The organism is Isoptericola sp. NPDC057559 (genome assembly GCF_042801555.1).
Classification (GTDB): Bacteria; Actinomycetota; Actinomycetes; order Actinomycetales; family Cellulomonadaceae; genus Isoptericola.
Genome location: NZ_JBHVFQ010000046.1, coordinates 1 through 14,429, shown reverse-complemented (window position 1 = coordinate 14,429; position 14,429 = coordinate 1). Strand labels below are relative to the sequence as shown.

12 protein-coding genes are annotated in these 14,429 nt (G+C 75.8%); 4 read left to right on the top strand and 8 right to left on the bottom strand.

The window, feature by feature from the left end; all coding sequences use genetic code 11:
* From ACFU5J_RS21465 to mraZ, 5 genes are all read right to left on the bottom strand, one after another.
* A partial coding sequence (locus tag ACFU5J_RS21465; protein ID WP_430580070.1) for a UDP-N-acetylmuramoyl-L-alanyl-D-glutamate--2,6-diaminopimelate ligase occupies window positions 1-1,617 on the bottom strand: 1,617 nt, incomplete at its 3' end.
* Window positions 1,618-1,713: 96 nt separating this feature from the next.
* Window positions 1,714-3,705 (bottom strand): peptidoglycan D,D-transpeptidase FtsI family protein, encoded by a 1,992-nt coding sequence (locus ACFU5J_RS21460; protein WP_430580069.1) that lies wholly within the window; start codon window positions 3,703-3,705, stop codon window positions 1,714-1,716.
* A gap of 140 nt (window positions 3,706-3,845) precedes the next feature.
* A complete protein-coding gene (locus tag ACFU5J_RS21455) occupies window positions 3,846-4,301 on the bottom strand; it encodes a hypothetical protein (protein WP_430580068.1) in 456 nt (151 codons plus the stop codon).
* Window positions 4,298-5,335, bottom strand: a complete 1,038-nt coding sequence (gene rsmH / locus ACFU5J_RS21450; protein WP_430575244.1) for a 16S rRNA (cytosine(1402)-N(4))-methyltransferase RsmH — start codon at window positions 5,333-5,335, stop codon at window positions 4,298-4,300. The genes ACFU5J_RS21455 and rsmH overlap by 4 nt, the downstream gene beginning before the upstream one ends.
* 187 nt (window positions 5,336-5,522) lie before the next feature.
* A complete protein-coding gene (gene mraZ / locus ACFU5J_RS21445) occupies window positions 5,523-5,957 on the bottom strand; it encodes a division/cell wall cluster transcriptional repressor MraZ (protein ID WP_430575380.1) in 435 nt (144 codons plus the stop codon).
* A 412-nt stretch (window positions 5,958-6,369) separates the two neighbouring features.
* Between mraZ and ACFU5J_RS21440 the strand changes: the two genes are divergently transcribed.
* The 3 genes from ACFU5J_RS21440 to ACFU5J_RS21430 are packed head-to-tail and all read left to right on the top strand — an operon-like array spanning window position 6,370 to window position 11,157.
* A complete protein-coding gene (locus ACFU5J_RS21440) occupies window positions 6,370-7,479 on the top strand; it encodes an AAA family ATPase (RefSeq protein WP_430575243.1) in 1,110 nt (369 codons plus the stop codon).
* 10 nt (window positions 7,480-7,489) lie between these two features.
* Window positions 7,490-8,920 carry a DUF58 domain-containing protein gene (locus tag ACFU5J_RS21435; RefSeq protein ID WP_430580067.1) on the top strand — a complete coding sequence of 477 codons (1,431 nt, stop codon included), beginning with the start codon at window positions 7,490-7,492 and terminating at the stop codon, window positions 8,918-8,920.
* A complete protein-coding gene (locus tag ACFU5J_RS21430) occupies window positions 8,917-11,157 on the top strand; it encodes a transglutaminaseTgpA domain-containing protein (protein WP_430575241.1) in 2,241 nt (746 codons plus the stop codon). Before ACFU5J_RS21435 ends, ACFU5J_RS21430 begins: the two co-directional genes overlap by 4 nt.
* Before the next feature lie 203 nt (window positions 11,158-11,360).
* On the opposite strand, the gene ACFU5J_RS21425 is transcribed toward ACFU5J_RS21430, so the two are convergent.
* Genes ACFU5J_RS21425 through ACFU5J_RS21415 form a run of 3 tightly spaced genes read right to left on the bottom strand, consistent with a single transcriptional unit; the run spans window position 11,361 to window position 13,530 of the window.
* Window positions 11,361-11,795, bottom strand: coding sequence for a DUF3040 domain-containing protein (locus tag ACFU5J_RS21425; protein WP_430580066.1), 435 nt, complete (start codon window positions 11,793-11,795; stop codon window positions 11,361-11,363).
* A 38-nt stretch (window positions 11,796-11,833) separates the two neighbouring features.
* Window positions 11,834-13,111: a DNA polymerase IV gene (locus tag ACFU5J_RS21420; RefSeq protein ID WP_430575239.1), complete on the bottom strand. Its 1,278-nt coding sequence runs from the start codon at window positions 13,109-13,111 to the stop codon at window positions 11,834-11,836.
* The gene (locus tag ACFU5J_RS21415) at window positions 13,108-13,530 is read right to left on the bottom strand and encodes an SAV_6107 family HEPN domain-containing protein (protein WP_430580065.1); all 423 of its coding nucleotides are present in this window, start codon (window positions 13,528-13,530) and stop codon (window positions 13,108-13,110) included. Before ACFU5J_RS21415 ends, ACFU5J_RS21420 begins: the two co-directional genes overlap by 4 nt.
* Window positions 13,531-13,801: 271 nt before the next feature.
* On the opposite strand from ACFU5J_RS21415, the gene ACFU5J_RS21410 reads away from it, so the two are divergent.
* Window positions 13,802-14,429: spermidine synthase (locus ACFU5J_RS21410; RefSeq protein WP_430580064.1), on the top strand; the 628-nt coding region annotated here is incomplete at its 3' end.

Here is a 14,429-nt window from a genome sequence, read left to right as displayed (position 1 = left end):
CCGCTGCAGCGCGCGGCGGGCCTCTTCCCGGTCGTCGAGCTCGAGGTCGACCCCCGCGACCTCCTGGATGGTCTCGTGGCCTCGTCCCGCGACCAGGACCGTGTCGTCGGCACCCGCGTCGAGGACGGCCGTCTCGATCGCGGCCGCGCGGGGCGCGACCTCGCTCAGCACGACGTCGCGCCCCGCCGCGCCGGCGGCGTCCGCCGCCGCGCGGGCGCCCTCGAGCACCACGGCGCGCACCGCGGCCGGGTCCTCGCCGTGCGGGTCGTCGTCGGTCACGACGACGACGTCCGCGCCGGCGGCGGCTGCGGCGCCCATCGCGGGCCGCTTGCCCTTGTCCCGGTCACCGGTCGCGCCGAAGACGACGACCAGCCGGCCGGCCGTCGTCGGGCGCAGCGCGGCGAGCGCGAGCTCGAGGGCCTCGGTGTTGTGCGCGAAGTCCACGACGACGCGCGGGTGCCCGTCGCCGCCCGCCCCGACGACCTCCATGCGGCCGGGGACCACGGCCGACAGGCCGTCCGCGCCGGCGAGCGCCTCGGCGACGTCCTCGACGTGCGCGCCGCCCTCGAGCACCATCGCGACGGCCAGCGCGGCGTTCGCCACGTTGAAGGCGCCGGGCAGCGAGGTCGACGTGCGCAGGGAGCGCCCGTCGGCGTGCGTGAGCGTGAAGGCCGAGCCGGTGCCGTGCGGGGCGACGTCGGTGACGGTCCAGTCCGCGCCGGCCTCGCCGTCGCGGGCCGCGCGGGTCCGCAGCGTCGCGACGGGCACCTGCGCGGCCGCCGCCATCCGCTCGCCCCACACGTCGTCGACCACGACGACGCCGCGGCGTGCGTGCTCGGGCGTGAACAGCGACGCCTTCGCCGCGAAGTAGGACTGCAGGTCGCCGTGGAAGTCGAGGTGGTCCTGGCTGAGGTTGGTGAACCCGACGACGCCGAACTCGATGCCGTCCACGCGGTGCATGGACAGCGAGTGCGACGAGACCTCCATCGCCAGCGTGCGCACCTCGTCCTCGCACATGGCGGCGAGCAGCGCCTGCAGGTCGGCGGCCTCGGGCGTGGTCAGCCGGCTCGGCAGCACGCGGTCGCCCGCGCGCATCTCGACCGTGCCGATCAGGCCACCCGTCCAGCCCAGGGCGCGCAGGAGGTGGTCCACCTGGTAGGTCGTGGTGGTCTTGCCGTTGGTGCCGGTCACGCCGAACGTCATGAGGTGCTCGGCCGGCTCGCCGTAGACCCACGCCGCGACGGGGCCGAGGACCGCGCGCGGGTCCGCGGCGACGAGCACGGGCACCGCGCGGTCGAGCGCGTCCGGCCCGGCCGCGAGGGCGGCGGCGCCGGCCGCGTCGGTGAGCACGGCGCGGGCGCCGCGCGACACCGCGTCGGCGGCGAACCGCGCGCCGTGCGCGTGGGCTCCCGGGAGCGCGACGAACAGGTCGCCGTCGGCGACGACGCGGTTGTCGGACGCGACCGAGGTGACGACGACGTCGGCGGGGACCTGCGTCCGGGGCCCGTCCTGCGGTCCTGCCGGCGTCGTCACCTCGAGCCCGAAGGTCAGGGCGAGGTCCCGCACCCGTCGGGGCGTCGTGCCCGCGGGCCGGATACGGGGAAGCGGGGATGTCACGGAGAAGAACCTACCGTCTGCTCGCTGCCCGCCCGGCACGGGACGTGCCGGGCATGACGACCGTCACGGCCGCCCCGCGGGCGATCGGCGCCGGGCTCACCAGGTGAGGTCGTAGGGGTCGGACGGCTTCGTGCTCGGGGGCACGTCCATCTTCTGCAGGGTGTAGCCCATGAGGTCGCTGAACACCGGCGCGGCGACCACGCCGCCGTAGATCGACGACTGCGGGCTGCGCAGGAAGACGGACACCGTGTAGCGCGGGTCCTCCGCCGGGGCGACGCCGATGAACGACGCCATGTAGGTGGTCCCGCCGCCGGGCAGCCACATCTGGGCGGTGCCCGTCTTGCCGGCGACGCGGTAGCCGGGCACCCGCGCGTTGGCCGCGGTGCCCTCCTCCCCCGTGACGGACTCCATCATGCGCATCAGGGAGGTCGACGTCTTCTCCGAGATCACGCGGGTCTTCTGGGGGGCCGCCGCGGGCGTGAACGTGCCGTCCGGCGCCGTGGTCCCGGCGTAGATGCTGGGCTCGACCCGGACGCCGCCGTTCGCGACCGTGGAGAAGACCTGCGTGGCCTGCATCGCGTTGACGGCCACGCCCTGGCCGAACAGGATCGTGTACGGCGTGCGGGCGTCGTGCGCGAAGCTCTGCTTGCTCGGCAGGATGCCGGCGGACTCCCCCGGCAGACCCAGCCCCGTCTGCTCCCCGAACCCGAACTTGCGCAGGTAGTCGTACCGGACCTGCTCGGGGATCTTCTCGCCGATCTGCACCGTGCCCGTGTTCGACGAGTGCGCCAGGACGCCCGCGAGCGTGAGCTGCTGCACGGGGTGCTCGTGCGAGTCCTTGAACGTCTCACCGTTCGGGGCGGTGTAGCGGTACGGCACCGTGAACTGGCTGTCGGGCTTCCAGTAGCCGCCCTCCAGCGCGGCGGCCATCGTGATGACCTTGCCCGTCGACCCGGGCTCGAACACGTCCTTCACGGCGCGCGAGCCGTTGGCCACCGCCGACGTCGACCGGTCGTTCGGGTCCACGTCGCCCGAGTCCGCCACCGCCAGCACGGTGCCGTTGCGCACGTCCTGCACCACGGCGATGCCGTACTTCGCGCCCGACGACGACACGGCGTCGTCGATGAGCTCCTCGGCCTTCCACTGCACGTCGGAGTCGATGGTGAGACGGACGTCGCTCCCCGGGACCGCCGGGGTGGAGTCCTGCTCGGAGTTCGGGATCTGGACGCCGTCGCGGCCGCGCTCGTAGGTGACCTTGCCGTCCGTGCCCGCGAGCACGTCGTCGTAGGCGCGCTCGAGCCCGCCCTGGCCCACCTGGTCGCGGTCGACGTAGCCCACCAGCGTGCCGGCGACGACCCCTGCCGGGTACGTGCGCCGCGACGTGAGGTCGGTGCGGATGTAGGCCTGCAGCTGCAGCTTGGTGACGGCCCGCTGCATCTCCGGGACCGCGTCCCGCTTGAGGATCACGTACCGGTCGTTGCCGTTCAGCTTCGCGGCGAGCTCGGCCGGCTGGGCGTCGAGGACGGGAGCGAGGAGCTGGGCGATCCCCAGCGCGCCGTCCTGGACCGCCTTGCCGGTCTCCGTGTCCGCGCGCTGCCCGCCGCGGAAGCCCTGGATCGCCTTAGTGTCGGCCGAGATCGTGTAGCGGTCCACCGAGGTCGCGAGCACGCGGCCGTTCGCGTCGACGATGTCCCCGCGGTGCGCGATCTCGACCGACTGCGTGGTCCGTTCCTTCTGCGCCTTCGCCGCCAGGGCCGGGCCCTGGAAGATCTGCACCTGGACGAGCCGCCCGACGAACACGGTCAGGACGAGCGCCGCCAGGACCATGATCCACCGCTGCCGGCGGCTCGGGTCGCCCGGGCCGCCCCGGGTCCCGGAGCCCGGACGCGGGCGCGGCGGGGTCCCGGAGCCACGGGCGGGGGCACGCCCGCCCGCCGGTCGGACGGCGCTCGAGCCCGTGCGCCGCGCGGTCGTCGGCCGGCCGCCGGCGCCCCGCGACGTCCCGGACGCGCCCCGCGGCGTCGCCGGGTTCGCGTTGCGGCCCGCGGACCGCGCGGAGGTGCCGGACGAGGTGCGGGAGGAGCTCACTCCTCGAGTCTGCGGGGCGGCCGCCCGCCCCGGGCGACCCGAGGCCGGGCGTGTCGCACGCCCGGCCGCCGATCCCTGCCCCGATCCACGACCCGCGCCGCGCGACGACGAGGACGAGGACGAGGACGTGCGCCGCTCGCTCACCGGGACCCGGCGGTGCCGCCCGCCTTCGCGCCACCCTCGCCGATGCCGACGGTGGCGCGCTTCTCGATGCTGATCATCGTCGGGTCCTGCGCCGGGACCATGCCGAGGTCGGTCGCCCGCTTCGCGAGGGACGCCTCCGCCGCCCGCAGGTCCTCCTGCTTGCCCTGCACGTCCTGGGCGACCTGGCCGACCTGGGCCTGCAGCCGCGCCGCCTCGTAGGACCCGCGCGCCATCGTGGTGTTCAGGAGCAGGGCCGCGAGCAGCGCCCCGGCCAGGATGAGCGCGCACAGCACGAGGAAGGGCACACCCGACGTCGCCTGGAGCGGGGCCCGGACCGCGTCGAGCCGGCGCCCCCGGTCGGCCGCACCGCCCGGCAGCGAGGTCAGCGGCGCGCGGCGGGGTGCCGCTGAGGGACGGGTCCCGGGGGTGGCGGGGGCACGCAGGGCGCTCATCGGCGGTCCTCCTTGGTGGTGCGCGTCGTGGTCGGACGCGTGGTCGTGCGCAGGTGGTCGGGGGTGGGGCGGACGCGGCGCGCGGCGCGCAGGCGCACCGAGGCAGCGCGCGGGTTGCGCTCCAGCTCCGCCTCGTCGGCCTCCTCGGCGCCCCGGGTGAGGGCCTCGAGGTACGGCTTGTGCGTCTCCGGCTCGACGGGCAGGCCCGGCGGGGCGCTCGACGTCGTCCCCCGCGCCAGGGCCCGCTTCACGATGCGGTCCTCCAGGGACTGGTAGGCCTCGACGACGATCCGCCCGCCGACGGCCAGGGCCTCGATCGCGGCCGGGACGGCACGCTCGAGCACCTCGAGCTCGCCGTTCACCTCGATCCGCAGGGCCTGGAACGTCCGCTTCGACGGGTTGCCGCCCGTCCGCCGTGCGGCGGCCGGGATGGACGCGCGCACCAGGTCGGCGAGCTCGCCCGTCCGCTCCCAGGGGCGCTCCTCGCGGCGCCGCACGATCGACCGGGCGATGCGCGGCGCGAACCGCTCCTCGCCGTACTCCCGCAGCAGCCGCGCGATGGCGCGCTCGTCGTAGGTGTTGAGGACGTCGGCGGCCGTCACGCCGCGCGTCTGGTCCATCCGCATGTCGAGCGGGGCGTCCTGCGCGTACGCGAAGCCGCGGTCGGCCTCGTCCAGCTGGAGCGAGGACACCCCGAGGTCCATGAGGACGCCTTGCACGCCGTCGAGCCCGAGGTCCGCGACGACGTCGCCGATCTCGTCGTAGACCGCGTGCACGGGCGTGAACCGCTCGCCGAACCGGCCCAGCCGCTCCCCCGCGAGCCGCAGCGCCTGCGTGTCGCGGTCGATGCCCACGACCCGGGCCGTGGGGACCTGCTCCAGCACGGCCTCGGTGTGCCCGCCCATGCCCAGCGTGCAGTCGACCAGCACGCTGCCCGGCTCAGCGAGCGCGGGCGCGAGGAGGTCGACGCACCGCTGGAGCAGCACGGGCAGGTGACGGTCGCCCGTCGGCCGCGCGTCGTCCGGTGTCGTCATCGGTGGCCCCCTCTCGTCGATCGTCGTTCGTCTGCCTGTGGTGCTCGGGCCCCGCCCGGCCAGGTCTCCCTCCGCGCCGTTCTGGCGCCGGGGAAGTGCGCCAGACCCTTGCGGGAGGAGGCCTCGTCGTGCGGGGCCCGGTGACGCCCCGTGGAGGGCGTCGGTGCTGCTGTGCGGTTGTGGTCGGTCAGAACTGCAGGTCGGGGAAGATCTGCTCGGACGTCTCGGAGTACGACGACTCCTGCTCGGCCAGGTAGGTCTCCCAGGTGCTCCGGTCCCAGATCTCCACGCGGGTCCCGGCGCCGATCACGGCGACGTCCCGGTCGAGACCGGCGTACGCGCGCAGGGCGGCCGGGATGACGACCCGCCCCTGCTTGTCCGGCAGCTCGTCGCTCGCACCCGACAGGAACACGCGGAGATAGTCGCGCGCCTGCCGGCTGGTCACGGGAGCCTGCCGCACCTGCTCGTACATGCGGCCGAACTCGTCCATGGGGAGGAGGAAGAGGCAGCGCTCCTGCCCCCTCGTCATGACGAGGCCGGGAGCGAGTCGGGCCCGGAACTTCGCGGGGAGGATCAGGCGGCCCTTCTCGTCGAGCTTGGGGGTGTAGGTGCCAAGCAGCAGCCCGGCTCCCGGAAACGTGTCCTCCAGACCTGCCACGGCTCGCACCTCCCCTCGCGCTCCCGCATCCTCCACGCTACTCCACTTTGCTCCACCGGGCGCGGCAAAGGACGGGCAGTTCTCCCCATCTCACCCGCTCCCCTCACAGTCCGCACACATCGCCCCAGGTCAGGGCTCCGGAGCGTGGTGGAGGGCCCGGTGGAGGGCGGTGGAGGAACCGCGCCGCCGCCGGCGCCGCACACGCTGACAGGGGCGGGGTGACGCGGCTCCCGCGCCCCTCCGGGGCCGGCACGGCGGTCGCGGGGCGGGTCGTGGAGGAACGTGGAGCGGGTGAACCGAGTGATCGTGATCACGGTGGGCCGCGATTCCACTAGGCTGCGAGGACCGTCACGAGCACGTGAACCGGAGGTCACCCGTGCACCCAGAACCCGTCTCCCCCACGCTCGCCGGCGCACGCACGGAGACGGAGGGCACCGCGGCTCGGGGCCTCCGCGCGGAAGGGGCCGACCCGGTCGCCCTGGCACGCGACCTCGACGCGCTCGTCGCCGCCACCACGCGGGTGCGGGAGGCGGTCGACTCCGTCGTCTCGGGTCGCCCCGGCCTCGCCGAGATCACCGTCGCCGTCCTCCTCGCCGAGGGTCACCTGTTGATCGAGGACGTCCCCGGAGTCGGCAAGACGACCCTCGCCAAGGCGCTGGCCCGGAGCATCGACTGCCGCGTCGGGCGCATCCAGTTCACCCCCGACCTGCTGCCGAGCGACCTCACGGGCGTCAACATCTTCCGGACGGCCACCCACGACTTCGAGTTCCGGCCCGGCCCGGTGTTCAACAACGTCGTCATCGGCGACGAGATCAACCGCGCCTCGCCGAAGACACAGTCGGCGCTCCTGGAGTGCATGGAGGAGGGCCAGACGACGATCGACGGCACCACGCACGTGCTGCCGCGACCGTTCCTCGTCGTCGCCACCCAGAACCCCGTGGAGATGGAGGGCACGTACCCGCTGCCCGAGGCGCAGCGCGACCGCTTCATGGCCCGTCTCACGGTCGGCTACCCCGACACGGACGCCGAGATGCAGATGCTCGACCGGCAGGAGTCCGCCGACCCGCTCGCGCATCTGTCCCCCGTCACGACGGGGGACGACATGGTGCGGTACGCCGAGGTCGTGCGCGCCGTGTACGCCTCCGCGCCCGTGAAGCAGTACGTCCTCGACCTGGTCGGCGCGACGCGCGGCCACGAGGGCCTGCGCCTGGGCGCGTCCCCGCGCGCCTCGCTGCAGCTCCTGCGCGCGGCGAAGGCCGTCGCCGCCATGGCGGGCCGCGAGCACGTGCTCCCCGATGACGTCCAGGGCCTGGCGGTCCCCGTCCTCGCGCACCGGCTCATCCTCAGCACCGAGTCCCGGCTCGGCGGCGTGACGCCCGAGCACGTCGTCGAGGAGATCGTCCGGCGCACGGACGTGCCCGGCGGCCGCGCGGTGTCCGCGCTCCCGCCCGCCGGGTCGTACGCACGCCCCTCGCGCGGCCGGTAGGGCACCGACCATGACCGGCGACGACGCCGCCGTCCGGCCCAACCCGGGCCGTGCCGAGGCCGGCGCGACCGGCCCGACCTCCCCTGGCGCCGCCCCGCGGGACGATGCGCACCCCGCGATGCGCCGCCTCACCCGGGTCCGCCCGACCCGCCGCGGCACGGCCCTGCTGGTCGCGGGCCTCGTGCTCGCGGCCCTCGGGGCGTTCCTCGAGCTGCCCGACGTCGTGGGTCTCGGCGCGGCCGCCGTGCTGGCGGTCCTGCTCGCGTGGGCGCTCATGGGCACGCAACGGCTCGACGCCGGCCGCGGGGCCCTCGTCGTCACGCGCGAGCTCACGCCGAACCCGGTGGTGCGCGACCAGATCGCGTCCGTCCGCCTCGTCGTGGGCGCCCGGGCCCGCACCGGCGCCGCCTACGAGCGGCTCGCGCGGCTGAAGCTCTCCGAGCAGGCGGCGCACGAGCTCGCGGGGCCGCACGGCATCCGCGCCCGCGTGACAGCGCACCCGGACCGCATCGCCGTCTCCTACGCGCTCACCCCCTCGCGGCGCGGGCGCTGGCCGCTCGGCCCGCTGCTCACCACGAGGACCGACGCCTTCGGGCTCGTCCGCACGACCCAGCCCCTCGGCGTCGCCACGAAGGTGGCCGTCTGGCCGCGCACCGTCGAGCTGCCCACGCGGACCCGCGTCCTCGGCGAGGTCGACCGCGCCGCCACCGGCGCACGGTTCGCCTCGACCGACGACTCCGTGCTCCGCGAGTACGTCCCCGGCGACGACCCCCGTCGCGTGCACTGGGCCGGCTCGGCCCGGCAGGGCCGGCTCATGGTCCGCGCGGACGAGAGCGCCGGCGTGCGGCCGGTGACCGTGCTCCTGGACCGGTCCCTCCTCCCGCCGCCCCTCGACCCCCGCACCGGCGTCTGGCCGTCCTCGCGCGGCGTCCGCACGCACGCGGAGGGCGAGCTGGCCGTGGAGCTCGCGGCCTCGATCGCCGTGTCCTTCCTCGAGGCGGGGCACCCCGCCCGCCTGGTGCCCACGGGCACCGGTCCCGCGCCCGTGCCGTTCGCGGCCGGCGCCCGTACCGGCCGCGCGACGATCCTCGACTCGACCGTCGACCTGCACGGGCATCGTGGCGCGGCCGACGCCGAGCGCGCCGTCCTGGAGACCGTCCGGGCCCTCCGTGCCAACCGGTCGCAGGACGAGGTGCTCGTGGCGGTGCTCGGGTCGCAGCCGGGGGCGGCCCTGCGGGAGATCGCCGAGCTCGGCGTCGAGGGCACCTGCTGGGCGCTCGTCGTCGCCGCCCCCGAGGCGCGCACGCGCGACGCCGCCGCGCTGACGGGCGCCGAGACCGTCGTGGGCGACCTGCGGGCCGCGGGCTGGCGGGTCGCGACCTGCCCGCCCGGGACGCCGCCCGACCGCGCCTGGGCGCTGCTCGCCGAGGGGATCGCATGATCCCCGCCCACGCGGGCCCGACCGCCCGCACCATCGCCTCCGGGGTGCTCGTCGCCGTCGCCGTCGCGGCGTCGATGCTCGCGCTCACCAGCATCGTGGTGCCCGGCGGCTGGACGCGCGCCGGGCTGGTGGGCATCGTCCTCGTCAGCGCGACGACGGTCACGACGCGGGTGGTCCTCGAGCGGCGCGCCCGCGCCCGGGGCCGCCGCGCCCGCGAGACGGGGTCCGCGTGGCCCAGCCTCCTCGGCAGCGTCGTCGCCGCGTGGTTCGTGCTGGCCCGCTTCGGCGGGCCCACGGCCGACCCGACGTTCTTCGTCACTCCCGAGCACGTCGCGCGCGTGGTGGCCAGGCTGGGCGAGGCCGGCGAGATCGCGCGCACGGAGGTCGCCCCCGTCGCCGGCAGCGTGCCGATCGGCCTGCTCGCGGTGGGCGGCACCCTCGTGGTGCTCCTGCTCGCGGACGCGATCGCGGGGGCGCTGCGGCGGCCCGCCGCGGTGGGCCTGCCGCTGCTCGCCCTCTGGGCGCCTCCCCTCGTCCTCACCGGACGGGTCCCGTGGGGCGTGTTCGTGGTGACCGTCACCGCCCTCCTGCTGCTCCTCACCCTCGACGGGCCGCTCGCGGCGCGCACGCGGCGGCAGGAACGCACCCCCGCCCCGGTGCGGCGCGCGGAGCGCTCCCGCGCCGTGGCCACGACGGCGGCCGCCGCCGTCCTCGCCATCGTCGCGGGCCTCGTCGGCAGCGCGTCGGCCGCCCTGCCCGGCGGGCCCGCCGGCTGGTACCGCGCCTTCACGACGACGGGCGACACGATCCGGCTCTCCGAGGACCTCGACATCCTGCGCAGCCTCACCGAGCGCTCGAGCTCCGTGGTCCTCACCTACGACACCGGGTCCGACGCGGACGTCGGCCCCCTGCGCAGCTACACCGCCACCGCCTTCGACGGGCGCCGCTGGCAGCGCGGGGAGGAGCGCGCCGGCCGCGACTTCACCGCCGACGACGTCCTGTGGCCGGACGACCCGCCGTCGGGGAAGGGCCCCGTCCGCTCGGTGGCCCTCGACGTCGGCGAGCTGCGGGACGACAAGCTCCCCCTCTCCATCGACCCCCGCGCGGTCGACGCCCAGGACGCGGGCGGGAGCTGGGGCTACGACCCGGTCCGCGACGAGGTCGTGGGCGGCCTCACCGGCGCCGGCGACTCCTACACGCTCACCGTGCACGAGCGCGAGCTGACCCCCGACCGGCTGCGGGAGGCCCCGCCCGCCGACCTCGACCCGATCTACACGCAGGTGCCGGAGACGGCGCACGCGGCGGACGTGGAGCAGGCGGCACGCGAGGTGGTCGACGACGCCGACACGGTGTACGACCAGGCGGTGGCCCTGCAGCGCTGGCTGCGCGACCCGACCCGGTTCACCTACTCGACGACGATCCCGCGCGGCGGCACCGGCGACCCGGTCTGGGACTTCCTGCAGAACCGCACGGGGTACTGCATCCAGTTCGCCACGACGATGGTGGTCATGGCGCGGTCCCTCGGCATCCCCGCGCGCATCGCCGTGGGCTACCTGCCCGGCGACCGCACCGGCGACACCACCTGGGAGATCACCGGCCAGGACTCCCACGCCTGGCCCGAGGTCTACTTCCCCGGCAGCGGGTGGGTACGGTTCGAGCCCACCCCGGCGCAGCAGACCGGCTCCGCGCCGTCGTACACGACACCGCGCGTGCAGGGGCAGCCCGCGCCGGCGCCGACGTCCAACGACCTCCGCGACCACCGGCCCACGTCGGACGCCACCGCCACGGACGACGCGACGCCCACGGCCTCGACCGCGGTGACCGCCACGCCGATCGTCGACACCGGGCTCCCCGCCTGGGTGTGGATCACGGCCGGCTCCCTCATCGTCCTGCTCGCCGGCGGGCTGGTGTTCCTCCTGGCACGACGCCGACGCGCCTCGCAGGACCTGGACCCCGAGCTCGCCTGGCAGCAGGTGCTCGCCGCCCTCGCGTCCGAGGGCGTGCGCCTCCCGCCGGACACGACGCTCCGCCGCGCGCCCGAGGCGATCGCCTCCGCGGTGACCGCCAGGTCCGGCCGGGCCCTGCCACCCGAGGTGCTCGAGGACCTGACGACGCTCGCCGGAGCGGCCGAGTCGAGCCGGTACGCGCGCGAGCCGGACGCCCCCGAGCAGGACGAGCTGGAACGGCTCACCGACACCGTGACCGCAGGGCTCGGCGAGACGCTCGGCGCACGCTGACCCGGCGAAGCCGGTCAGGTCCCTCCAGCCCGACGGCACCCGTCCGGACCGACCTCGTCGGGACTCCGGCCTCCGGGTCCCGGCCCGGGGATGCACGTGCCAGGACACGCGAGAGCCCGGCCGGTCGGTGGACCGGTCGGGCTCTCGCGGTGTTCAGGTGGTGCGCGGTGCCGGACGCCGGCGCGGCGCCCCGGAGCCGGGCCTCAGCGACCCTGGTCGCGACGTCGCTCCCAACGCTCCTCGAGCCGGGACAGGAAGCCCTCCTTCTTCGCCGCGGGGGCGGGGCGGGGGGCCGTCTGACCGGCGCGCGCCCGGTCGGGATTGGTCGTCGGGTCGACGGTGCCGTCGGGGCGGACGACGCCTGTGGGGCCGGACTTCGACCGGCGGGGCGCAGCGAACGCGTACGCGACTCCGGCGAACATGAGGACGAAGCCGGCGACGCCGACCCAGGCCTCCGACCGCGCGGCACCGAGCACGAGAAGCAACAGCCCCGCGACGACTCCTACGCCGGCCAGGACATACCGCAGGGGCGACCGGCGGCGCGCCTGCTGCAGGGTGTTGGCCAGACGGGGGTCGTCGCTGCTCAGCGCGCGCTCCATCTGCTCCAGCACTCGCTGCTCGTACTCGGACAGTGGCATCGAGTCCCCCCGGGTCTCGCGGTGGAACGGTAACGCCCTCAGGATATGCCCGCGCTGCCCGGCGCGGTAGTCGACGAGGGTGAACCTCGGCGGCGACCCGAGGCGGCACCGAGCGTGATCGCCGAGCTCCCGAACCGCTCCCGCACCGCGTCGAGGGCGAGCTCGGCCTCCCGCCGCGCCTCCTGGCGCGGATCCACGGCCTCGTCGAGGGTCACCTGCTCCGCCAGACCGGACCTGACCTGCAGGTTCTCTCCGCGCACGCCGATCAGCCGTACGGGCAGCCCGCGCAGGTCCGCGGCATGCAGGAGCTCCCGTGCGACGAGGTAGATCTCCCGCGCGACGTCGGTGGCCCCGGCGAGCGTGCGCGACCGGGTCAGCGTGCGGAAGTCGCTGGTGCGCACCTTGACCGCGACGGTGCGCGCCACGACGCCCTGGTGACGCATCCTGGCCGCGACACGGTCCGCGAGGAGCAGCATCCGCTGCTCCACCTCGCCCAGGTCCCACAGGTCGCGCTCGAACGTGGTCTCCGCCCCCACGCTGCGCTCCTCGTGCCCCGGGACGACGGGCCGCGGGTCCCGCCCCCAGGCCAGATCGTGCAGGTGCGCACCGGCCACGGACCCGATCGCCGCCTGCAGGGTGGGCACGTCGGTGTCGGCGAGCTCCGCGACCGTGGTGATGCCCCACCGGGCGAGCGCCGCCTCCGTCTTCTCCCCCACGCCCCACAGCGCGCCCACCGGCAGGGTGCGCAGGAAGGACACCGTGGCGTCCGCCGGCACCAGCATCATCCCGTCGGGCTTGGCGTGGGTCGAGGCGAGCTTCGCGACGAACTTGTTCTGCGCGACGCCGACCGAGCACGTGATCCCGTGCTCCGCGCGGACCTGCTCGCGCAGCCGCGCCGCGATCCGCGTCGGCGGCCCGAGCCGACGGCGCGCCCCGCTCACGTCGAGGAAGGCCTCGTCGACGGAGATCCGCTCCACGATCGGCGTGATCGTGGACAACAGCTCCATCACCGACTCGGACACGTCGTGGTACAGCCGGTGGTCCGGGGGCACGACGACCGCCTGCGGGCACAGCCGCAGCCCTGCCGCCATGGACATCGCCGACCGGACCCCGAACGCCCGGGCCTCGTAGGTCGCCGCGAGGACCACGCCCCGTTCCCGGCCGCCGACGATCACGGGCCGCCCGCGCAGCTCCGGCCGGCGCACGAGCTCGCAGGACGCGAAGAACGCGTCCATGTCGACGTGGAGCACGGACGTGCCCGACTCGTCCGAGCCCCAGTCGCGGAACGCCTCCGCGGACCGCGGGCCTCTGCTCACGACGCCGCCGGCGCGACCGCGAGCGGCCGGGCGAACCCGGCGCGCGGGTCGACCAGCAGGCCGACCTCGTCGCGGAAGTCCTCTGCGCACGCGACCAGCTCTGCGGCACGACGGGCGTCGACCTCGGGCTCGAGCCCCGCCTCGACGGCCGCCCGCACCCGTGCCCCCGAGGCGAAGTACCCGGACCAGGCGGCGAGGTCCGGCTCCACGAGCGCCAGCATGTCCCAGACCGACCGCGCCCGGGATCGCGACGAGGGGCGGCCCCGCAGCGCGACGACCGCGGCCGCCGCGCGCAGTGCGGCGAGGTGCGCGTGCACGAACCGGTCCGCCGGGTCGGTCGCCGTCGACGCCTCGGCGAGCTCGGCGTCCGAGCGGTCCAGCAGCCTCGTCACCTCGGGGCTCGGGGGCAGCACGCCCACGCCGGCCGGGCCACGACCGCCCGTCGCCCTGGCAGATCCCGTGCGAGCCGACATCCTGCACCTCCCGTGCTCCGCGGCCTTCCCCGCGTCCGACCAGTGTCGAACACCTGTTCGATTCCTGTCAACCGCCGGACCCGAGGTCCGGCGCCGGCCGCCGAACGGGGAGACTGGGCCCATGTCCCGCACCTCCCGAGGCGGCTCCCGCCCCGACCGCCGGTCCGGCCGACGCCACCCAGCATCCACCGACGCACCGACACTCCCGGTCGGCGAGGTGCCGATCGACACGGGCACGGCCCGCGTCGAGCGCGACCCCGACCACCCGGACCGCGTGACGCTGCACGTCAACGGCGTGCCCAGCTCCGCCCTCGACCTCGCCGACCCCGGCTTCCTGTCCTTCGAGTACATGCAGCAGATGGCCGCGGTGCTGGCCGGCCTACCCGCCGGCCCGCTGCGCGTGCTGCACCTCGGCGCGGCCGGGTGCGCGCTGGCCCGGTACGTCGAGCACGAGCGCCCGGACTCGCGCCAGCTCGGCGTCGCCGTCCCCGCCCGGCTCCTCGAGCTCGTCCGCGGCTGGTTCGCGCTGCCGCGGGCGCCCCGGCTGCGGCTGCGGGCGGACGACGCGGGCCACGCCCTCGCCTCCCTGGCGCCGGGGTCGTTCGACGTCGTCGTGCGCGACGTCTTCGCCGGGGACCGCACCCCCGACCACCTGGCCGACGCCGGCTTCGCCGCCGCCGCGCACCGCGTGCTGCGGCCCGGAGGCGTGCTCCTGGCGAACTGCGCGGACCGACCGCCGCTGCACCTCGCACGCCGCGAGGTCGGCCACCTGGCCGCCGCGTTCGGCCCCGACGCAATGGAGGACGGCCGGCTCGGCGTGCTCGCCGAGCACGCCATCCTCAAGG